Source organism: Vitreimonas flagellata, from assembly GCF_004634425.1.
Taxonomy (GTDB): Bacteria; Pseudomonadota; Alphaproteobacteria; order Caulobacterales; family Aquidulcibacteraceae; genus Vitreimonas; species Vitreimonas flagellata.
In genome coordinates, this window is sequence record NZ_SBJL01000001.1 from 1,182,329 (window position 1) to 1,203,329 (window position 21,001).

Annotated in this window: 23 protein-coding genes; 7 read left to right on the forward strand and 16 right to left on the reverse strand. The window is 64.0% G+C overall.

Features of this window, described 5'->3' with window-relative positions; translation table 11 throughout:
- Positions 1 to 121: 121 nt before the first annotated feature.
- From EPJ54_RS06035 to EPJ54_RS19765, 11 genes are all read right to left on the reverse strand, one after another.
- Positions 122 to 517, reverse strand: a complete 396-nt coding sequence (locus EPJ54_RS06035) for a cytochrome c-type biogenesis protein (RefSeq protein ID WP_135210744.1) — start codon at positions 515 to 517, stop codon at positions 122 to 124.
- Complete coding sequence (locus EPJ54_RS06040; protein ID WP_135210745.1) at positions 514 to 2,445, reverse strand: heme lyase CcmF/NrfE family subunit; 1,932 nt, start codon at positions 2,443 to 2,445, stop codon at positions 514 to 516. Before EPJ54_RS06040 ends, EPJ54_RS06035 begins: the two co-directional genes overlap by 4 nt.
- On the reverse strand, positions 2,442 to 2,882 hold the full coding sequence (ccmE, locus tag EPJ54_RS06045; protein WP_135210746.1) for a cytochrome c maturation protein CcmE: 441 nt from the start codon (positions 2,880 to 2,882) through the stop codon (positions 2,442 to 2,444). The genes EPJ54_RS06040 and ccmE overlap by 4 nt, the downstream gene beginning before the upstream one ends.
- The gene (locus EPJ54_RS06050; RefSeq protein WP_135210747.1) at positions 2,882 to 3,553 is read right to left on the reverse strand and encodes a tetratricopeptide repeat protein; all 672 of its coding nucleotides are present in this window, start codon (positions 3,551 to 3,553) and stop codon (positions 2,882 to 2,884) included. Before EPJ54_RS06050 ends, ccmE begins: the two co-directional genes overlap by 1 nt.
- Before the next feature lie 54 nt (positions 3,554 to 3,607).
- Positions 3,608 to 4,969: a sensor histidine kinase gene (locus EPJ54_RS06055; RefSeq protein ID WP_135210748.1), complete on the reverse strand. Its 1,362-nt coding sequence runs from the start codon at positions 4,967 to 4,969 to the stop codon at positions 3,608 to 3,610.
- A 212-nt stretch (positions 4,970 to 5,181) separates the two neighbouring features.
- Positions 5,182 to 5,853: a response regulator gene (locus EPJ54_RS06060; RefSeq protein WP_135210749.1), complete on the reverse strand. Its 672-nt coding sequence runs from the start codon at positions 5,851 to 5,853 to the stop codon at positions 5,182 to 5,184.
- 12 nt (positions 5,854 to 5,865) lie between these two features.
- The gene (locus tag EPJ54_RS06065) at positions 5,866 to 6,162 is read right to left on the reverse strand and encodes a PepSY domain-containing protein (protein ID WP_135210750.1); all 297 of its coding nucleotides are present in this window, start codon (positions 6,160 to 6,162) and stop codon (positions 5,866 to 5,868) included.
- Between the two features lie 60 nt (positions 6,163 to 6,222).
- Positions 6,223 to 7,149 (reverse strand): DnaJ C-terminal domain-containing protein, encoded by a 927-nt coding sequence (locus EPJ54_RS06070; RefSeq protein ID WP_135210751.1) that lies wholly within the window; start codon positions 7,147 to 7,149, stop codon positions 6,223 to 6,225.
- Positions 7,150 to 7,244: 95 nt separating this feature from the next.
- A complete protein-coding gene (locus tag EPJ54_RS06075; protein WP_135210752.1) occupies positions 7,245 to 8,117 on the reverse strand; it encodes a phage tail protein in 873 nt (290 codons plus the stop codon).
- A complete protein-coding gene (locus tag EPJ54_RS06080) occupies positions 8,114 to 8,536 on the reverse strand; it encodes a terminase large subunit domain-containing protein (protein WP_239590777.1) in 423 nt (140 codons plus the stop codon). The genes EPJ54_RS06075 and EPJ54_RS06080 overlap by 4 nt, the downstream gene beginning before the upstream one ends.
- Positions 8,502 to 8,777 (reverse strand): hypothetical protein, encoded by a 276-nt coding sequence (locus tag EPJ54_RS19765; protein ID WP_167755492.1) that lies wholly within the window; start codon positions 8,775 to 8,777, stop codon positions 8,502 to 8,504. The genes EPJ54_RS06080 and EPJ54_RS19765 overlap by 35 nt, the downstream gene beginning before the upstream one ends.
- A gap of 89 nt (positions 8,778 to 8,866) precedes the next feature.
- On the opposite strand from EPJ54_RS19765, the gene EPJ54_RS06085 reads away from it, so the two are divergent.
- The 4 genes from EPJ54_RS06085 to EPJ54_RS06100 all read left to right on the forward strand — a co-directional run bounded on the left by EPJ54_RS06085 (position 8,867) and on the right by EPJ54_RS06100 (position 14,329).
- Complete coding sequence (locus EPJ54_RS06085) at positions 8,867 to 10,891, forward strand: transglycosylase domain-containing protein (RefSeq protein ID WP_167755598.1); 2,025 nt, start codon at positions 8,867 to 8,869, stop codon at positions 10,889 to 10,891.
- 5 nt (positions 10,892 to 10,896) lie between these two features.
- Positions 10,897 to 12,729, forward strand: coding sequence for an ABC-F family ATP-binding cassette domain-containing protein (locus EPJ54_RS06090; RefSeq protein WP_135210755.1), 1,833 nt, complete (start codon positions 10,897 to 10,899; stop codon positions 12,727 to 12,729).
- Positions 12,730 to 12,765: 36 nt separating this feature from the next.
- Complete coding sequence (locus EPJ54_RS06095; protein ID WP_135210756.1) at positions 12,766 to 13,173, forward strand: PAN/Apple domain-containing protein; 408 nt, start codon at positions 12,766 to 12,768, stop codon at positions 13,171 to 13,173.
- Positions 13,174 to 13,237: 64 nt separating this feature from the next.
- Complete coding sequence (locus EPJ54_RS06100; RefSeq protein ID WP_167755599.1) at positions 13,238 to 14,329, forward strand: DUF2336 domain-containing protein; 1,092 nt, start codon at positions 13,238 to 13,240, stop codon at positions 14,327 to 14,329.
- Here the strand turns inward: EPJ54_RS06100 and EPJ54_RS06105 are convergent.
- Positions 14,326 to 15,927, reverse strand: coding sequence for a peptide chain release factor 3 (locus EPJ54_RS06105; RefSeq protein WP_135210758.1), 1,602 nt, complete (start codon positions 15,925 to 15,927; stop codon positions 14,326 to 14,328). The two genes, EPJ54_RS06100 and EPJ54_RS06105, sit on opposite strands and share 4 nt — an antisense overlap.
- A 66-nt stretch (positions 15,928 to 15,993) precedes the next feature.
- A complete protein-coding gene (locus tag EPJ54_RS06110) occupies positions 15,994 to 16,338 on the reverse strand; it encodes a DUF1491 family protein (RefSeq protein WP_135210759.1) in 345 nt (114 codons plus the stop codon).
- 54 nt (positions 16,339 to 16,392) lie between these two features.
- Here EPJ54_RS06110 and EPJ54_RS06115 point away from each other — a divergent pair, with 54 nt between their 5' ends.
- Entirely contained in the window at positions 16,393 to 17,238 is an 846-nt protein-coding gene (locus EPJ54_RS06115; RefSeq protein WP_135210760.1) for a hypothetical protein, read from the forward strand.
- Here EPJ54_RS06115 and EPJ54_RS06120 read toward each other — a convergent pair.
- The gene (locus EPJ54_RS06120; protein WP_239590817.1) at positions 17,222 to 18,139 is read right to left on the reverse strand and encodes a sensor histidine kinase; all 918 of its coding nucleotides are present in this window, start codon (positions 18,137 to 18,139) and stop codon (positions 17,222 to 17,224) included. The two genes, EPJ54_RS06115 and EPJ54_RS06120, sit on opposite strands and share 17 nt — an antisense overlap.
- Positions 18,140 to 18,557: 418 nt before the next feature.
- Between EPJ54_RS06120 and EPJ54_RS06125 the strand changes: the two genes are divergently transcribed.
- Entirely contained in the window at positions 18,558 to 19,613 is a 1,056-nt protein-coding gene (locus EPJ54_RS06125; protein WP_135210762.1) for a hypothetical protein, read from the forward strand.
- A 41-nt stretch (positions 19,614 to 19,654) separates the two neighbouring features.
- Positions 19,655 to 20,080, forward strand: coding sequence for a SufE family protein (locus tag EPJ54_RS06130; protein ID WP_135211201.1), 426 nt, complete (start codon positions 19,655 to 19,657; stop codon positions 20,078 to 20,080).
- On the opposite strand, the gene EPJ54_RS06135 is transcribed toward EPJ54_RS06130, so the two are convergent.
- Both EPJ54_RS06135 and EPJ54_RS06140 read right to left on the reverse strand, forming a co-directional pair.
- A complete protein-coding gene (locus EPJ54_RS06135; RefSeq protein ID WP_135210763.1) occupies positions 20,077 to 20,439 on the reverse strand; it encodes a DUF6456 domain-containing protein in 363 nt (120 codons plus the stop codon). The genes EPJ54_RS06130 and EPJ54_RS06135 overlap by 4 nt on opposite strands.
- Positions 20,440 to 20,531: 92 nt before the next feature.
- On the reverse strand, positions 20,532 to 20,936 hold the full coding sequence (locus tag EPJ54_RS06140) for a Ros/MucR family transcriptional regulator (protein WP_135210764.1): 405 nt from the start codon (positions 20,934 to 20,936) through the stop codon (positions 20,532 to 20,534).
- Between the last annotated feature and the right edge of the window lie 65 nt (positions 20,937 to 21,001).

Consider the following 21,001-nt stretch of genomic DNA (forward strand, 5'->3'; position numbering starts at 1 on the left):
TCAACTCTCGGTCCCGTAAGGGTGGTTTTGGGCGAAGTTGCGATCAATTGAGGCGAGGACAGGCGCCTTTTTTGCGGCCGAACGACGCCGGGCGCGACGAACACGCCCTCAAATACGACGTTTACCGTTCACCCTCTTCGGGCGTCAGCACCGCGGCGTCTGGCTGCGCGCGGCTCCGGGTCGAGAAAATTGCCCACAGGCCGATGAGCAAAAGGAGGATCGGCGCCCCCCAAAGCGCCCAGGTGCGCGCGTCCACAGGCGGGCGGAAGAGGACAAAGTCACCGTAGCGCTCACGGAAGAATGCGCGGATTTCGCTGTCGCTATCCCCAGCAGCGACGCGCTCACGCACCAGCGTACGCATGTCGGCGGCGATCTCGGACGTGGATTGCGCGATCGGCTCGTTCTGACACTGGACGCAGCGGATCTCCATTTCGAGCGCATGCGCCCGCGCCTCTTGCGCCGGGTTCCCCAGAACGACAGGCGCAGCGATGGCAAAAAGGATGGCCGCGAAGCTCATGACGGCATCAGTTTCCTTCGCCGCGCCAAGGCGAGCAAGCTCAACGCGCCGCCGATCCCCATCATGGTCACGCCAATGAAGATGAGATGCACAAGCGGGTTATAGTAGAGCCGCACCGTCCAGCCGGAATTGTCGCGTCCTGCATCGCCGAGCGCCACATAGAGATCGCCATCGAGGCCGCTTAGGATGCCGACTTCCGACGTTGGCATCGGCGAGGTCGGATAGAAGCGCCGCTCGGCTGACATGCGTTGCACTTCGCCGGGGCGTTCGACGCGGAAATTCGCGCGCGTGGCGGCATAGTTCGCGCCCTCGATTTCACCTACTTCGAGAAGCGTCACGCGCCGGCCGATAAAATCCACGCTCTCGCCCGGATTGAGCACAGCCGCCTGCTCCTTGCGAAACGCTGTCTCTGCAATCGCGCCAAGCGTGAGTACGCCCGCACCAACATGCGCGATGCTCATGGACCACACGGCGAGCGGCAGCAGCGCCAGCTTGCGCAGCGCCTGCCCTTCGCCGCGTTGCACGCGCGTCCAGAGATAGATCAAGCCACCGGCGATCAGCCACACACCGAGCGCCAACCCAATAGCCGGAATGGCGCGACCGCTCGCGAACACGAGCGCACCGACAAGCGTGAGCATCGCAAGGATCGCCGCTGGCGCGAGCTTCTTTGCAGACTCGCGGAAATCACCAACGCGCCACGACAGCATCGGCCCGAACGGGAGCAGTAAGAACAATGCGCCGAGCAATGGCGCGACCGTCAAGTTGAAGAAGGGCGGACCGACCGAGATCAGCCCGCCGCCCATTGCTTCCACAAGCAGCGGATAAAGCGTGCCAATCAGCACCACGCCCGCCGCCACCGCGAGGCCGAAATTATTCCAAACCAGCATGCTCTCGCGGCTCACGGCCGCAAAACCCGAGGGCTGCGCCAATTTCGGCGCGCGCCAGGCGTAGAGCGTGAATCCAATGCCCAGCGCGATCGCCAACAACACGAGCACGGCAATGCCGCGACGCGGATCGACGGCGAATGCGTGCACGGAGGTCAGCACGCCAGAGCGCACGAGGAATGTGCCGAGCAACGCCAAGCCAAAGCCCATGATCGCAAGGAGGATCGTCCAACTCGCGATCGAACCACGGCGCTCGGTCACGATTGCGGAGTGCACTAAGGCGCAGGCGATGAGCCACGGCATGAAGCTCGCGTTCTCAACGGGATCCCAGAACCACCAACCGCCCCAGCCGAGTTCATAATAGGCCCAGTACGAACCCAAGCCGATGCCAAGCGTCAGAAACGTCCACGCCGCAAGCGTCCACGGGCGCAACGCTTTCGCCCAGGCTTGATCCACGCGGCCTTCAATCAACGCCGCGATCGCCAGCGAGAACGGCACGCTCAAACCGACATAGCCGAGATACAAAAGTGGCGGGTGCGCCGCGAGCGCGGGGTCTTGCAGCAGCGGATTAAGCCCGCTGCCCTGCATGGGCGCCGGATCAAGCCGCGCGAACGGGTTTGAGAGGAAGAGCGTGTAGATGAGCGCGCCAGCGGTGACGAAGCCCTGCACGCCAATCGCGCGCGACCAAAGCCCAAAGCTCTGCTCGCCGCGGCGCATCGCCAGGATCGCGCCGAACAAGGCGGAGACGAAACACCACAGGAGCATCGAGCCCTCGTGGTTTCCCCAGGTGCCGGCGATTTTGTAGATCAGCGGCTTATCGATGTGCGAATTCGCGGCGACGGCGCTGACGGAAAAGTCTGACGTCACGAACGCATACATCAGGCACGCAAACGACAGCGCGCACGCGAACGCGGCCGCTTGCGCGATCGCCGCCGCAGCAGCCCCGCGTTCATTGTGGCCGGTCGAGACCAGCCCCAGCGCGCCTTGCGCCAGGCTCAGCGCCAGCGTCAGCGCCGCCGCGAATGCGCCAATCTCAGCGATCATTGCGGCGTGTCGCCTTTCCACTCGCCGCGCTCTTTCAGCGCTTCGGCGACTTCGCGCGGCATATAGGTTTCGTCGTGCTTGGCCAGCACACGCTCGGCTTCGAAGGGCTGCCCCGGCGACCAAGTGCCTTCCGCAACCACGCCTTGGCCTTCGCGGAATAGATCAGGAAGGATGCCATCGTAACGCACCTCAACGGCGGCGCCGCCATCGGTGACGGTGAACATATTCGCTCCGTCCGGCGCCCGGCGCACCGTGCCTTCCACCACTAAGCCACCCAAGCGCACGCGCTGGCCCGGCTGCGCGCGCTCCGCCAGCTCTGAGGGGGCTACGAAGAACGTCACAGAGTCCCGCAAACCCACAAACGTCAGCGTCATCGCGCCGACCAGCAGAGCGCCTGCGGCGGCGATCATCATCAAGCGTTGATCACGACGGCGCATTATTCCGCTCCCTCGCCGCTGCTCATGCGACGCGCCATTTCGCGACGCGGATCATCTTCATTCATGCGCACGTACGCTTCGCTCCAAAACGTGCGCGCATCGCGACCTTCTTCCATCGCCGCCATCGCCTGATAAATCCAGGGCGCTGGATCATTGGTGAGCGCGCCAGCCTGTTGAAACGCCGCCAACGCTTCCGGCGTCACGCGACCTTCGATACCGACAAGCGCGCGTCCAAGCCCGAGCAACGCCTCGGCCATCAAAGGGTCGCGCCGCAGCGCCATATCGAATGCGCGCGCCGCTTCTTCGGCGCGCCCCTGATCGAGCAAGAGTTGGCCTGTGTAAAAATATGGAAGTGGGTCGTTGGCGTTTTCGCGCGACGCCTCATTCAGGATCGCAAGCGCCTCATCGACTGTATAGCTGCGAGGGTCGCGATCCTTCAGCGCTTCAAGGCGCGCCGCGTACGGTGCGTCGGGTAGTTCGGGGCGACCGAGGAAAAGATAAGTGCCGAGCGCAGCAACTGCGACCGCGCCGCACACCACCAGGGCCGGTATCGGCGAAGCCACGCCGCCGCCCGCACGGCGGTAGGCGCGCAGCGCCCAAAAAGCCGCACCAGCCGTCAGCACGGCTGCAATCGCCAGAACTGCAATCTGTGTCCACACAAGGAGCGTCACTAGCCTTGTTTGCCCGCGCGCGAAATCCGTTCGGACGCCGCAGGCTGCTTCAGCCTAGTCTGTAGCCGGCAACCTCAGGCGCGCTTTGAGCCCGCCCAATTGCCCGCGCTCAAAAAGCAGTTCCCCAGCATAGAGATCGACGGTTTCTTTGAGGATCGAGAGGCCGAGGCCCTGTCCGGGTGCGGCCTCATCCAGCCGCGCGCCCCGCGCCATCGCGCGCGCGAGCTCCTCGTCCGATAGGCCAGGGCCATCGTCCTCGACCACGATCTCGAACAGGCCGTTGCTTTCGAACGCCGGCAGCAGACGCAAGATCACCTGGCTCTTGCCGTACTTGCAGGCGTTATCGACAAGGTTGGCGACCATTTCGAGCAAATCTTCGCGCTCGCCACGGAAAGTCACGTCGCCTTCGGCTTCGATGGAAATATCGACCGCTTTCAGATGGTCGTATTTCTGCTCCATCATGAAGACGAGGTCTTCGAGGTTTTGGAGGACCGGCGTGCGGTACGCGATCGTCGGCGCCTGCGCGCCCGCCCGCGCCTCAGCCCGCGCCGCGACACGCGCACGGCGAAGTTGGCGTTCTACGAACGCTTCCATCTCCTCGATCGACTGGCGCATGACGCCGTCGGCCGATTGCCCTTCGCTCGCGGCGTTCTTCAGCACCGCGATCGGCGTCTTCAGCGCATGCGCCAGATTGCCGACGTGGCGGCGCGCACGCTCCACGACTTCACGATTGTGATCGACCAGCGCGTTGAGTTCTTGGGCGACAGGCTGGAGTTCGGCGGGATAGTTATTTCCGAGACGCTCCGCATCCCCACGCCGCACACTGGCGATGTCGCGCTGCAAAGCGTGCAAAGGCTCAAGCCCAACGCGCACTTGGATCAGCGACACCACCGCAACCATGATCGCGCAGAACGCCACGAACAGCGCGAATGCAAACCCCACAACGCCGGCCGCTGGCGCCAGGATCGCATCAGGCGTCACGCCGACAAGAAAGAGATAGCGCCCTTCCAGCTGCGGGATTTGCTCCACGCGCGCGACGATGCGCAGCTTCTCTTGGTCCGGGCCCTCAATGGTGAGGAATTGCGCCGTGCGTGGCGCATCCGGTGCGATGAGATTGGCTTGGACTTTGGGATCGAGCGGGATCGCTACGTCAAACAGCGACGGCGAAATCACCTGCACTTCGAGCAAGCCGTCATCGTGGATGCGCGCGACCTGGTAATAGCGCCCGCTCAGCGGCTGAAGATAGCGCGGGTCATACGGCAAATCCTGCAACGCCAATTCGCCGGCGAGACCAGGCCCAGCATTGCCGACGAGATTGTTGGCGACGCTCTCAAGCTCTGGATCAATCAGCAGCCGCAGCATCTGCGCATTGAATTGCGCGTACGCCACCCAGCCCATGCCGACGAGGCCGATCACGCTGACGAAAGCAATCGTAATCAGCCGCGCCGCCAGCGATCGGCGGATCAGCTCGCGGAAGCGCCTAACTGCTCCTCCGCTTGCGGGGGAGCTGTCAGCACGCGGAGCGTGCTGGCTGAGGGGGGATGCGCCGTCGTGTGACAGACTTTCCCCCTCCGGCTCGCTTCGCTCGCCACCTCCCCCGCGAGCGGGTGAGGAGTTTGCGCTTTGCGTCACTGCTGGTCCGCGGGATCGATCAGCCTGTAGCCCAGACCTTTTTCCGTGATGATGCGATCGGTGCCGATCTTGCGGCGCAGAATGCCGATGAACACTTCGATCGTGTTCGAGTCGCGCTCGTGATCCTGGCTGTAGATTTTCTCAGTGAGTTCAGCACGCGAGACGATACGGCCAGCGTGGTGCATCAGGTAATCAAGCACCTTGTACTGGTAGGCGGTGAGCTTCACCGGCGCGCCGTTCACCGTCACTTGGCCCGTCGCTGCGTTGAGGCGCAGATCGCCGACTTCAAGCACGGCCGATTGATGATCCGTCGTGCGGCGCACATTGGCGCGCACGCGCGCCAGCAGCTCCGCCATATGGAAGGGCTTGGTCACATAATCATTGGCGCCGAGATCCAGGCCCTCGACCTTCTCGCTCCAGCGATCGCGCGCGGAGAGGATCAGCACCGGCATGGAGCGCCCCTCTTTGCGCCATGCCTTGAGCACCGTGAGCCCGTCCACCTTCGGTAGGCCGAGATCGAGGATCGCCAAATCATAGGGTTCGGTTTCGCCGAGGAACTGGCCGTCTTCGCCATTGTCCGCGGTATCCACCGTATAGCCGGCGTCACCTAACGCAGATGCAAGCTGCTCCCGCAGGTTCTTGTCGTCCTCGACCACCAGCAACCGCATGCGCGTCTTTCCCTATCGGGCGGCGTTCACGCGGAAATCGCGCACCTGGCCGTCCGGCATTCGCCAACGCAGCACATAAATTGGCCGGCCGCCGTCCTCAAGGCGAGCCGAGATCAACTCACCGCCATATTGGGAGCGGATTTCGTCGACGACTTCGCGCAGAGAGCGAATATCTTGCTGGCCGCCGCCGCGCTGTTGCACGGGCATGACCATTTGCGGCTGCACGAATTGCGCATGCTGGGCGCTTACGGGCGCAGCGATGGCGCCGGTCGCGACGAACGCGGAAAGGAGGAGTGATTTAGCCCACATGGCGCGACCCGTGTACGGGAGCCGCACTGAATGCCCCCTGAATGTAACGGGTACTTCACATTAACCAGCAGGCCGGGTCGGCGTGTAGTCCCGCTTGGGCCACTTCTTGACGAACTTCTTCAGGTCGTCGTCCACATTCTCCGGCAGCACGACTTGCAGGCGGACGAACTGATCCCCTTGACCTGCAACACCTTTTCCCTTCAGCCGAAGCGTCTTGCCGGTATTGGAGCCGGCTGGGATGGTGAGCGTCACCGGGCCACCCGGCGTGGGCGCTTGGATCTTCGCGCCTTCGACAGCCTCGGTCAGCGAGATGTTCAGATCCATGTGAACATCCTGCCCTTCGCGGCGGAAAAAGGCGTGCGGGCGGACGTTGAGTTCCACCAGCGCGTCACCCGCAGGGCCACCCTGGACGCCGGGACCACCTTGGTTCTTGAGACGCAGCACCTGCCCGGTCTCGACGCCAGCCGGAATAGCAACGTCGAGCGTGCGGCCTTCCGCCAGCGAAATGCGCCGGCGTGCGCCATTGATAGAGTCGAGGAAATCGATTTCGAGCGTGAAGCGCATGTCGCGCCCGCGCATGCGGCCATAGCCGCCGCGGCCGGCGCCGCCAAAGCCGGGCCCAAAAAGATCAGAGAAGATATCGCCGAGATCGAACGCATCCGCGCCGGGTCCCGCCCCAGCGCCAGCCCCCGGACCAGCGCCGGCGCCCGCGTGTTGCCGCGCGCCTTGTTGTCTTGGCCGCGAGTTGAACGCCATGCGTTCGTTGCCGTCGGCGTCGATCTCGCCGCGGTCGAAACGCTGCTTGGTCACCGGGTCTGAAAGCAGATTAAACGCCGCCGTGGCGCGCTTGAACTTGTCTTCCGCGACCTTGTCGTTCGGGCGCACGTCCGGGTGCAATTCTTTGGCGAGCGAGCGGTACGCGCGACGAATTTCGTCGGCGGTGGCGGTTCGGCTGACGCCCAGGGATGCGTACGGGTCCCAACTCACGATGACAGACTGCGCTCCGGCTTCCGCAGAATGATGGCAGCGGCGCAGCCAATTCCAAGCAGGGAATCAGAGTGCCGGCCTTCTGGCCTGCCGCACTATAGGGGTATGGTTAACTCCTTATTCAACCCTGGCGCCCCGGAAGACGCCAATTGAGCGATCCGAATCCGCAACGAGGCGGGCGGCGTACCGAAATCGGCGCTCTGCTGGGCGGCTGTATAAATAAACGGAGAGCTTAACGCCCCGGCGGTGCGGACGACCGCGCCGCCGCCATCCAGAACCTCCAGCAGGTACGTTTCCGCGGGCTCCCCGAGCGGCGGCTCGCCCGCTCCCCAAGAATCGCCCCCAACGCGCGCACACCGCACCCACGAGATCGCGATATCGCCCGCACATGCGCGGGCGCCCACGGGCGCAGCGCCGCGTGCGGCAGCGTCACTGCAAAGCGCGCGGCGCGATTGTGTGTCGAAGCACCGCCGGCTGGCGGCGCCACAATCTCCAGCGCCTCGCCCCCTTCGTGCGCGCGCTTCCACTGCTGTCTCTTGCGCATCGCCACGCTGGGCGTACGGCTCGCCGATGCTCGCCGCGGACATATCGTTAGCGTCGATCTCAACGGCATCGCGCGCTTCACGATGAAAGAAACTCACGCGCCCTTCGCGCTCGGCCGCGGTGAAATCATACGCCGCCATCAAGGGCTCAAGCGCGTCGCGCGCACTCATCAGTGCATCGACCACATAGCCGCTCACGGCGCCCCGCAATGTTGTCAGATCCACGTCAGTGAAGCCGGCGCGCGCGCAGACATCCAGCACGACCTCGCCCAAGCCGGAAAGCCCTGCGCGACCATTCAGCCAATGCCCCAAACGCCACGATGCGCCATCGGCCCACACATCCGCACGCGCTGGAAACGCCGGATGCGGCCGCGCATCCATTGGATTGAAGATTTTCAAATGAAAGATCGGCGCACCACCACTCACCGGGTCGCGCTCGAACCGGCGAACGCTGCCGCCACCACATGCTCGTACGGTCCGTCACTTCGCTCGCGTAGCGCTTCCAAATCCGCGCGACGCCACAAGGCGCCCTCAACATCCTCGATTAGTTCGCCATCCAATTCCTGACGCTGCCGCGCAGCGCCCGCCCAACGCTGCCGCAGCGCGTTGATAAAGTCCGGCGCGACATTCGCTTGGTTCTCCCAAATGCTCGAGCGCGTCACGACCGTATCGGGCGCCACGATCAAGCGCTTCAGCGCTTGGATCGGGCGTGGCGTCGTCGTCACCAACATACGCGGACGCTCACCCAGCCGCAGCGCGTGCTCCAATGTCTCCAAAGTTTGCTCCGGGTAGGACCAGAAGCACAATTCATCACACCCCGCCGCGTCGAATTGCGGCCCACGCAAACTCGCGGGATCTTCCGCCGAGAACGCAAATGCCTGCGCGCCGCTCGGCCTCCGCCGCCTCGCCATCGCGCATCGCGGCGTAGGCCTCATCCAGCAGCGCGCGCAGCGCCTGTGCGCCGCCCATTGTTCCGCGTCCCGTTCTCAAACCCGATTTTCTCGACGATGGCCAAAACGAACGCAGCGCCGTGTCGGTCGAATAGAGTTCGCAAAAACGAACGATTCCAACGCGCGCGGTCGCCATCCGCGTGGATGGCGGGCGCCCAAATCCCCCATTCCCCCTGGCCAGAATTCGGCCATACCTCTATTGGACACACCCTTCCGGAGACGCACTTGTCCGACACAGGTCCAAACGGTCCAGATTTTCGCCGCGGCATCGACTGGGCGAAGCTGCGCGCGGCCGCCGCGCAGCAGCACATCGCGGACATGGTCGCCGGACGGCGCAAGATCACGTGGCGCACAGTCGCGAGCATCGCCGCGGGCGGCGCGTTGGCGTTCGTGTTGGGCCTGTGGGTTTGGATCTATTGGGGCCTGCCCCGTGTGCCGGACGCAGAATCGATCTGGGCGCTCAATCGCCAGAACTCGATCATGTTCGTCGATCGCGAAGGCGACATTCTCGGCATGCGCGGGCCGTACTACGCGCGGCGCACGCCGCTCAGCGAAATGCCCGAGCACGTGCCGCAAGCTTTCCTCGCCATCGAGGACCGCCGTTTCTATTCGCACGAGGGCGTGGACCGTATGGCGGTGATCCGCGCACTGCTCGCCAACGTACAGGCGGGCGAAACCGTGCAGGGCGGCTCGACGATCTCGCAGCAGCTCGCGCGCAATCTTTTCCTCACGCAGCGCCAAACGATCAATCGCAAGCTCCGCGAAATGGTGCTCGCGTCGCGCATCGAGCGGCGGCTGACGAAAGACGAGATTCTCGAACTCTATCTGAACCGCGTCTATCTCGGCGATCAGGCCTACGGCGTTGATGCTGCCTCGCGCCGCTATTTCGGCCATCCCGCGACCGAACTCACGCTCGCTGAAGCGGCGTTGCTGGCTGGCTTGCCGAAAGCGCCCTCGGATCTTGCGCCCTCATCACACCTCGAAGACGCCATCGCGCGTCAGCACGTTGTTCTGCAAGCGATGGTCGATGCCGGCTTCATCACCGAGGCGCAGCGCGACGAAGCGCGCGAAGCGCGTATCCGCATCATCGACCGCCCGAACTTCGAACGCACGATGGGCTACGCGTTCGACCTTGCCGTCGAAGAAGCCCGCGCCGCTGTCGGCCGCGAAGTGCCCGACCTCGTCATCCAGATGACGATCAACAACGAGGTGCAGACCGCCGCTTCGGATTCGATCCGCCGTCGCCTCGGCAATCGCGCTTTCGGCCGCCGCCCGCTGCAGGCCTCCTACATGGCCGTCGATCGCCAAGGCGGCATCGTCGCTCTCGTCGGCGGCACCGACTACAGCGCGTCGAAGTTCAATCGCGTTACGCAGGCTGAACGTCAGCCGGGCTCGACCTTCAAGACGTTCGTTTACACAGCGGCGCTCGAAAGCGGGCTCAGCACCGAGGACGTGCGCTACGACGAACCCGTCGTCATCGATGGCTGGCGGCCTCGCAATTACGACGAAGGATATCGCGGCGCCGTGACACTCCGCACCGCTTTCGCGCAATCGATCAACACGGTTGCAGCCGAAGTCGGCTACGAAGTGGGCCCCCAACGTGTTGCCGATGTCGCCCGCCGCCTCGGCGTGCGCGGCATGCCGGAGCGCAACGCCTTCGTGCCGCCCTCAATCGCGCTCGGCTCAGTTGAGACGACGCTGTGGGATATGACGTCAGCCTTCGCTGTGTTCATGAACAATGGCGTGCGCATCGACCCGCACATCATCACACGCGTAACGAACTCGTCGGGCCAAGAACTTTACGTGCGCCCCGCCTACGAAGGCCAACGCGTGCTCGATGCAGCGATCGTGCATCAGATGAATTCGATGATGGGCGCCGTCGTGCTACGCGGTACGGGCACAGGCGCGCGCATCGGCGATCGCGACATTGCCGGCAAAACCGGCACCAGCTCGGATTGGCGCGACGCCTGGTTCGTCGGCTACAGCGCCGACTTCACCGCCGGCGTCTGGGTCGGCCACGACGATTTCACGTCGATGGGCCGCACCACAGGCGGCACGCTGCCGGCGCAGATTTGGTCCGACACGATGCGTGTTGCGCACAACGGCGTCGAAGACCACCCGCTCCCCGGCATAGAACAACCCGTGCGTTCGCCCCGTGAAGTGGAGATGTCCAGCTTCTTCGATGATCTGGCCAGCGCGTTCGGCGATTCCGGCGTCGACTTTCCTAGCCTTGAAGACATCTTCAACTAAACACCATGGCCGCTACAGGACCAGCGCTCGCGCACGTCAAAGACTTGCGCCTAAGCCTCGGCGCAGCGCCGTTGTTCGACGGTGCGGAATTCGTGCTGCACAAGGGCGAGCGCGTCGCATTCATCGGCGCGAATGGCGCGGGCAAATCTACGTTGATGCGGATGCTCGCGGGCGTTGCCGAACCGGACGCTGGCGAAATTGGCTACGCATCAGGCGTCAAGCTTGCGATGGCGCCGCAGGACTCCAAGTTCGACGGCTTCACCACGTTGCGCGACTATGCGTGCGCGCCGTCGGTAAGCTTACGCGGCAGCACACTGCCGACGCCGGCGCACGCCGCCGAATCCGCACTCGAAAGCTTCGGTCTTGATCCAGACCGAGCGCCCACTCGCCTGTCCGGCGGCGAAGCCCGCCGCGCCACACTCGCCCGCGCGCTTGCCGCAGATCCCGACGTGCTGCTGCTGGACGAGCCCACCAACCACCTCGACATCGCAGCGATCGAAGACCTCGAAAAACGTATCGCGCAATTCCGAGGCGCGGCCCTCATCATCAGCCACGATCGCCGCTTCCTCGAACGCGTCTCGACAGCAACCCTCTGGCTGCGCCAACGCCGCCTCATCAAGCTTGATCGTGGCTATACCGCGTTCGAACAATGGGCCGAGGCCGTAGAACAAGAAGAAGCGCGCGCTTTGGCGCGGCTCGAAACGCACTTGCGCGCCGAGGAGCATTGGCTGCAGCGCGGCGTCACCGCGCGCCGCTCGCGCAACGAAGGCCGTCGCCGCAAGCTCCTGGCGATGCGCGCCGAGCGCCGTGAACGCAAATCCGAAATCGGCGGCGCATCCGCCGCGATTCAAGCGGAACGCGGCGGCGAATCTGCGCGTCTCGTGATCGATATGAAGAAGATCAGCAAGACCTACGGCGAGAAGGTCGTCATCAGCGATCTCAGTTTACGCCTTATGCGCGGCGATCGCCTCGGCGTCGTCGGCCCGAACGGCGCCGGCAAGACGACGCTGCTAGAAATTCTTCTTGGCCGTCGCGAGCCTGACAGCGGCAGCGTGAAACTCGGCGAGAATTTGCGCATCGCGTACGTCGATCAAGCGCGCGCACTGATCGATAACAACGCCACACTTTGGGATACGCTCGTGCCGCAAGGCGGCGACCAAGTGATAGTGCACACCAAACCGCGCCACGTCGCCGCTTACGCCAAAGACTTTCTCTTCGGCCCCGAACAATTACGCCAGCCCGTCTCTGCGCTTTCGGGCGGCGAACGCAATCGCGTCGCCTTGGCCGTCGCGCTGGCGCAGCCCGCCAACGTTCTGGTGCTCGACGAACCGACCAACGATCTCGACATGGATACGCTCGACGCGTTGGAGGACATGCTTGCCGGCTACGACGGCACTGTGATCCTCGTCAGCCACGACCGCGCCTTCCTCGACGGGGTCGCCACCCAAGTGATCGGTCCGCTCGGCAATGGCCGTTGGGCGGAGACGCCGGGCGGCTGGGCTGATTTCGAGCGCGAATACGGCGGCGTCACGCCCAAGCGCCAAGCCCCCGCAGCCAAACCGCAAGCCGCCGCGCCAGCACAGCCCAAGCGCCAAACCAAACTCAGCTACAAAGACGAGCGTCGCGCCGCGGAGATCGATGCGTTGCTGCCTAAGCTCAGCCAAGAAATCGAAACCCTCGAACAGCAAATGGCCGATCCCGAGCTATTCGCACGCGACCCGAAAAAATTCGAGCAAACGATCGCCCGCATCGAGGCGACCCGCACCCAGCGGGACGCCATCGAGGCCGAATGGCTCGAAATTGAGCTCAAGCGCGAGGCGCTTTCAGCTGAGGAGTGAATCCTCTGTTAACCAAAGCGGCGCGAACATTGCGCCATGCGCCTTGTATCAATTGTCGCCGCGATGGCGGCCGCCCTCACCCTCGCCGCCTTCGACGCGCCACGCGCGGCGGGCGCCTATTCGTCGCTTCCGACAGCAAATGGCGAAGCCTGCGCCCGCATGTGCGCGGCCGATACGCTCTGTATGTCGTGGTCCTACGCGGAAAATCTCTGCGCGCTCCGCGCCAACGTCCCGCAAAATATGTCGCCTGTTTCGGGCCTAAGCGCCCGCGCGCCGCAGATTCTGCGCCAAGCCGTCACCTCCGCGCCGAGCGAGCCAATTCCGGCTGCGCCTGCCGTCTTGTCCGCTTCGCCGCCATCGCCGCGCGCCGCTGAACCCGTTGAAACGGCAATGCTTCTCCTCGGCGGGCCGGACGAAAAATTCGACACAACTGTCCGACGTTAATCGCCTCAGTAAGGTTTGTTTACGCTAGCGCCTTATGGTGCCCGCGATTCAGGACTTTCGACCCATGACGCAATCGCGGTTCGCCAAATTGATCGATCTGGCCAAGACGCCGGACAGTAATCAACGTCGCGAGCTTCTGCGCGAGGTCACCGACCTCTTTTTTGCGACCTCGGATACGCGGACGGATCGCGAATCCGCCCTCTTCGACGATGTGATGCAGCTGGTCGCCGCCGAGATGCAGGACGAAGTGCTGGCCGAACTCTCGCAGCGTTTCGCCAACGCCGACGACGCCCCGACCGGTCTCATGCGCGATCTCGCCAACCATTCTTATGAGATTGCAGGGCCGGTTCTGCGCAACAGCAAAGCGCTCGACGAGCAGACGCTTCTGCATGTGGTCAATTATCAGAGCCAGAACCACATCAAAGCCGTCGCCCAACGCGAGGGAGTCAGCGAAAAAATCTCCGACGCGATCGTCCGCTTTGGCGATGACAATGCGCTCGACACGCTCATCCGCAACGACAGCGCCCGCATTTCCCGCACCAGCATGGAAGCAGCCGTTGATCGCGCGCGCAAGAACGAGCGCTTGCATGAAGGCGTCGTGAGACGCGCCGACATGCCGCTCGATCTGCTCAACGAAATGTATTTCGTGGTCGAGACCCGTCTGCGCGATCAAATCATGGAGCGCAACGCCAAGGTCGATCCCGCGACGCTCGATGCGGCCCTTGCCAAAGCGCGCGAGCGTATGCGCACGAGCGCTGCCGATTTGAGCGCCGAAGCCAAGAACGCGATGAACTTCATTATGTCGAAGAAGAACGCCGGCGAGCTCAATGCGCGCCTTTTGGTTTCGCTCTATCGCGAGGCCAAGCAGATGCACTTCCTCTACGGTCTGGCCGAGATCACCAGCATCGACCACCAGACCATCGCCGATCTGCTTGAGCGCAAAGACATCGACGGGCTCGCCATGATCTGCCGCGCCTCGAACATCGAGCGTCCGCTCTTCGTGACCCTCGCGGTGCTGACCTGCGGCGGCGATGAAGCCATGGCCAAGGCCGAGGAATTCGGCAAAATGTATAATTCGGTGCCGGTCGAGGCCGCGCAGCGCGCATTGCGCTTCTTCAAGGTCCGCAAGGGCGCAGACGGCGCGCGCGCCGCCTAAGTCCGTTCTTTGCGCGTGGCGAAACGGATATTTGGGTTCTTGTCGAGCACGTAGCCGATTTCCCAATCGCTCTTGCCCAGAAACACCGGCGAGCCGTCCACATCTTCGGCCATCTGCATCTTGGATTTCTCCATGAACGCATCGAGATCGGCGCGGCTATCCGCACTGATCCAGCGCGCGGCCTGGTAAGGCGAGGTCTCGAACATCACTTCAAGACCGTATTCGGCCTTCATCCGTTCATCGAGCACTTCGAATTGCAGCTGACCAACGGCGCCAACCACCAGATCACCACCCGTGACAGGTCTAAATACCTGCGTCACGCCCTCTTCGCCCAGCGACTCCAACGCCTTGCGCAAATGCTTTTGCTTCAGCGGATCGCGTACGCGCACCCGCTTTAGGATTTCCGGCGCAAAGTTCGGAATGCCTTTGAACGACACGTCACCGTTTTCAGAAAGCGAATCCCCCACGCGCAAGCCGCCATGACTCGGGATGCCGATCACATCGCCTGGAAACGCTTCGTCCGCGATTTCGCGCTCTTGCGCCATGAACATCAGCGGATTGTGCACGTTCAGCGATTTGCCGATGGCACTCTTCAGCGTCATGCCGCGCTTGAAGCGTCCGGAGACGACGCGGAAGAAACCCACGCGGTCGCGGTGCTTCGGGTCCATGTTCGCTTGGATCTTGAACACAAAGCCCGTCACGCGATCGTCGCCGGGCTCGATGTCGGTATCCACGCCTTTCGCGATAGCCTTCTGCGCCGCAGGCGCCGGTGCATGCGCGCCAATGCCGGCGAGCAATTCCAACACGCCAAAACGGCGCAGCGCCGAACCGAAATACACCGGCGTCAGATGCCCTTCTCGGAAGGCCTGCAGATCGAACTTTGGCAGACCGTCGCGCGCCAGCTCCGCTGTCTCCGCCAGTTCCACGCGCACGTCGTCACTGACGCCTTCAAGGAAATCCGCGCTGCCGCGTTTTTGTCGCTCTTGGCTCGCAAAACCCTGCTCGCCCGCTTCCAATCGCTTGAACGGCACGAACTCATCGGTCGTCAGATCGAGCATGCCGGCGAAACGCTGACCGGACGCCGCCGGCCAATACATCGGCGCCGTATCCATCGCGAGCTTGGAGTGGATTTCGTCCAGCAACGCGAACGGATCCTGCGCTTCGCGGTCCATCTTGTTGATGAAGGTTGTGATCGGGATGTCGCGCAGGCGGCAGACTTCGAACAGCTTCAGCGTCTGCGGCTCGATGCCCTTCGCCGCGTCCAGCACCATGATCGCGGAGTCAGCGGCGGTCAGCGTGCGATAGGTGTCTTCCGAAAAGTCTTCGTGGCCCGGCGTGTCGAGCAGGTTGAACACCATGCCATCGTGCTCGAACATCATCACCGAGCTCGATACCGAGATGCCGCGCTCGCGCTCGATCTTCATCCAGTCTGATTTCGTGCGCCGAGCCTGACCGCGCGCAGCCACGGCGCCAGCCAAGTGGATAGCCCCGCCTGCAAGCAGCAGCGTTTCAGTGAGCGTCGTTTTGCCGGCGTCGGGGTGCGAGATGATCGCGAAAGTGCGGCGGCGGGCGGCCTCGGTGGCGGGGTCGGCGGACATGAATCTCGGTCTAAAAGTGAAGCGGCGCGTTTACGCCGAAGGGCTGGGAGGGGCAACCCGGCGAGGTCAGGCCTTAGAATCCACCGGCTCCTGCAGAAAATGCCGGCCGTGCTTGTCCTCGACCTCGATCACCCAGAGGTCCGGATCGGTATCGGCGCGCTTGCGGATATGGGCGTCCACGTCTGCCTCGACATCTCCCAGCGGCCCGGCCGAGAGATCGAGCCAAATCCGCTCGCCCTCGCCATTGCGCGCCGGCCCATAGAGCCGCGCTTTACCGTCCATTGTCGCCACTTTGACCATCACAGCGCCCGCGTCCGTGTCGCCCTTGCGCACCACGCCCGCGAACGCGCCGCCAATTTGGGCGCGACGGATGAGCGCGCTGGCCCAAAAGTCCGTCTTTAGCTCGTCCATGCGGCACCTCGTTCACTCGAACGCAACGAGCTTCCTTTAACCTCTTTCACTCTCATGCGCGCCCTGCTTCTTGCCGCCGCCTTAACGGCCACGCTCACCGCCGCCGCCTCGGCGCAGACGGGGCCGAACGCACGCGAAGCTTATGTTGAGCGCCGCGGCCTGATCGAGATCGACAATCAATGCCGCGTACTGGAGCGCTCTATCCGCGATGCGTTGCAAGTCGGCCTCACCCAAGCGCGCGGCTCGTTGCTGCGCGAGGGCTGGTCGACGGCGCAAGTCCGACAGCTTGAGCAGAGCGTTGTCGCCGCCGCGCAATCGCGCCAGTGCAACGACGCGCGCTCGCGCGAAGCGGTCGCGAACGCCAACCGCTCCTTCGCCTCCTGGGCCAATGCGGGCACGATGCAATTCCCCGGCTGGCAGCGCGACTGGACCGCGCGCCGTGGCAATGAAGGCTGGCGCATCAGCCAAAGCATCGACGCACCGCTCGCCGCCACCTTCGGCGTACGCCAGCAAGCCGCCGCGCAGCGCCTTACGCTTACCATCCCCGTCGCACGTGGCGCGCCGGCGCCAACGTCCGCGCGCCTCATCATGCGCGACCAATCACGCGCCCGCGCCACCGAGATCAGCTTGCCGCAGCGCGTCGCCTATGGATTGTCAGCAGGCGAAGCGCCGGAAACAGCGCAACGAGAAATCCCATCGACACGCAGCATCGAGCGCCTCGACGCCAATCGCAGCCAAGCGGCGTTTTCGTTCCCCGACGAAGCCTTTCGCGACCTGCTTACGCTTGATCCGCGCGAAACCGTAGCGATTGAAGTTCAAAACGGCCGCGCCACGCAGCGTTTGCTGGTGGAAGTCGGCGATATCGCCGCCGCGCGCGCATTCCTTACGCTTCGCCGCTAGAGCGCAGCACAGGCAGCGTTACCCGCACCAAGGCGCCGCCGCCCGGCGCATCGTGAAAGCTCAGCGTGCCGCGATGCAAAGTCGCCAGCGCCCGCACCAGCGCTAGGCCAAGGCCCGTGCCTTCCGCCCGCGCGCCGCCTGAACCGCGCTCATAAGCCTGCCCAAGCTTCTCGCGATCTTCCTCCGGAATCCCCGGCCCATTATCGATCGTGTCCAGCACCAGCGCACCATCACGCGCTTCGGCCACCACCATCACGCGCCCGCCCTCCGGTGTGAACTTAATCGCATTGCCTACCGTGTTGATCAGTATGCGCCTCACCGCGCGCGCATCAGCGTGCACCAAGAGCGGCGCCTCGGGCGTCACCATGCCGAGTTGAATTTGCTTCTTCTCCGCGCCGTCAATCGAAAGCCGCACGACATCTTCGACCACGCCGCGCACGTCGAAATCGCCCGTCTCAATTTCGTACCGACCCGCATCGATCCGCGAGAGGTCGAGCAGATCGTTTACGAGCCCCAGCAGGTGTGTGCCGCTCTTGCGAATGAGCCCTGCGTACTCGACGTAGCGCGTGCTCAGCTCGCCGAAGATCTGGCGCTCGATCATCTCGGAGAAACCGAGAATGTGCGTCAGCGGCGTGCGCAATTCGTGCGACACCTCCGCGATCCGCTCGCCCATCGCTTGCGCCCGCGCCGGGGCTGGCGACTGACGGCTCAGCGCCATCAACCCCACCGCCAGAGCGATCGCGACCACGGCCAAGGTCTCAGGGAATGGCCCCAGCTCGGGGCGGACTTCCATGCCGGCCAGGAACGCCGCCAGGGCAAAGCCCAAAACCGCCGCCGCCCCCGCCTCAGGCGCCCAGGGCCGCCCCAAGGCCAGAGCCGCCGCAGGCGCGATCAAAAGCATCACCGTCAGCGGCGATCCGGCGCCACCGGTTCCAGAAATCAGACCAATCGCGGTTAACAGCCAAACCCAGACAAAGCTCAGCGCGCCCCACCGGCTCCCCAGTCGCGGCAGCAAAATGAAACCTGTGAAAGATGGCGCGAGCGCCAATGCGCATGCCGTCGCCAATGGCCCTATTTTCGCGCCATTCAGTCCCGAAACGATGCCCACGAAGACAACACCAATCGCCCAGGCCCAAAGAGCCAGGGCGATCCCAAATGGGCGCGGCGCTGCTTTTGCAGGAATGGTTACTGCTGATTTCGTTGACACCGAAAGGCGGCTCGCGAGTAAAAGTCTTCTTAACGCGCTGGGGGACAGGATGCCCGCTACGAGTCGATGTCGGAAGCGGACTCACCATTTCAGGATTAGGGGAGCACAGCCGATGCGCAGCTTTGCGGCTTGGACAACCACCGCGGCCGTCGCCCTTCTAGGCGTCGCCAATGCTCAGACGCCGTCGAACGATACGACGGCTAACGTCGATCTGCAGACGGCGATCGCCGGCTACGCGGCCTATCATAGCGACGTCTCGGAACTTCGCGCCACGACGCCGCGCGACGCCAACGCGCTAGAAACGGCGCTCGATCGCGTCGCCCGTCACAATCGCGATGAGTTGACGCGCGGATGGATCGCCTACGGCGCTCAGACTGCAGCTCAATCGCCAGCCTTCGTGCAGGGAGTCCGCGACGCCGCCGCGTATTACGGCCGTGACGCGGTAATCTGGGCGGTCAGCGTTGATCCCTCGTACGCGCGCGGCCTGCGCGGCGGCCCGGAAGCGACGCGCATGCTGCTCGACTCCGCCAATGCTGACGCGGCGCGCATTACCGCCGTCGCCGATCGCTACCAGGAATTCGCCTATTCGGTGCAACGTCAGCGTTGGGGCAACCAAGTTGCGCCTGGCCAGCCTGCCCGCCTGCAGCGCATCCGCTCGCTCGGCCGCGAAGGCGCCCCGGACAACGCCGTGCCCGCCGATTACGCGCCACGCCTTGCTGTTGCGCCGCTTTCGATTACGCCCGGCAGCGATCCGAACGCCTATGGCGGCCGCCGCTTCTGGGACTCGCTGCGTGGCGGCGATCAAGTCGTAGAAGTTGCCTCGACGCCCGCCGCCCGCTCTTTCCGCGTGAACGTCACGCGCGGTGAAGCGCTTGACCGCATGGCTGCTGTCGCCGCCCTCCAAGCGCTGGAAGCGACCGAAACCAACCAAAGCGCGGTAACGCGGCTCATCAACGATCCGCGTTCGCGCGATTGCTTCGAGATGGCCCAGCTGCAACTCTATCAATGCATGTCCGCCGCGCGCTTCCGTTATGAAAATGCGTTCTGCCTTGGCCAGCACGGTCTGCGCGACATCGGCACCTGCATCGGCGCCGTCGCCCAGCCGGACAGCGGCTCGGCCATGATGACACCCATGCCGATGACGGCGGGCCGCAACGAGCGCGGCTAGCAGCACTTGCCCACGGAGGCGCGAAGGCGCATTTCGTGGCCATGGCCGGCATCGACCAAACCATCAACGACCTTGCGGACGATTTCGCGCTCCTCCCGGACTGGGAGGAGCGCATTTCGCATGTGATCGAGCTCGCACGCTCGCTTGAGCCGATCAGCGATGCTGAGCGCACCGAGGAGAACCGCGTGCGCGGGTGCATCAGCCGCGTGTGGCTGGTCAGCGAACGCCGCACCGACGCACCGGACAAGCTGTATTTCCGCGGCGATTCCGACGCGCACCTTGTGCGCGGCGAGATCGCTATGCTCCTGCGCATCTTCTCCGGCCGCACGCCGCAGGAAATTCTCTCGATCGATCCGAAGGCCGTGTTCGAACGCCTTGGTTTGAAAGAAGCGCTGACAGCGCAGCGCTCCAACGGCCTCTTCTCGATGATGAACCGCATCCAGCAAGAAGCGCGCGACGCCGCTTAGCGCGCCGCCAATTGCGCCAACGCCATCTTCAGCGCCAACTTGCCCGAACGCGCCGGCCAACCTTCCGCGCGCTCTAAAGCTTCAAGCCCATCCTCATTGAAGCACACACGCTTCACCACGCGCCGCAGCGGCGGGGCCGTCGAGCGATCACGGCGAAACGCAACGGCCAGGCGCGATAAGCTCAACTCAAAGCCAACATGGCAGAGATACATCGCCACTTGCCGCGCGGAACGCGATCTCGGACGAGCCCCGCCATTTCCGATCAGCCGCGCCTCCGGCACATCAAGCGCATAGGCCACGACCCCGGGCGTGAGACGCGCAGCGGCTTCATCGTCCGCGCGCCGTCCAGACACCCTCATCAACCCAACTCCTTGCTTCGCCGGTACAATTTCAGCGAACGCGCAGCCTAAACCTGCCCGCGCGGGGGGATAGGATTTTTTCCTGCGCCTCGTTACGCGCCTTTGCGGCTGGTGCCGAGGCCCATGCGCTTGGCGAGCGTCGAGCGCTCCTTGGCGTAGTTGGGGGCGACCATCGGATAATCGTGCGGCAGACCCCATTTGGTCCGGTATTCGTCAGGCGTCATGCCGTAGCGCGTGCGCAAATGGCGCTTCAAGGATTTGAATTTCTTGCCGTCTTCGAGGCAGATGATGAAATCGGGCGTCACCGACTTCTTCACCGCGACCGCCGGCTCGAGCGCATGGTCAGCGGCCAATGCTGGCGCGCCCGAGACTTCCAGCAGCGCTGTATGCACGGTGCGGATGATCGCCGGCAGCTCCTGCGCGGGGATCTGATTGGCGGATACGTACGCTGAGACGATCTCGGCGACCATGCCGACCAAGTCGCGTTGCTGATCCATACCCAATCCGCCGCCGGCCAAGTCAATTTAGGTCTAGTACAGGAAAGGCGCCCCCTCTTGCAAGC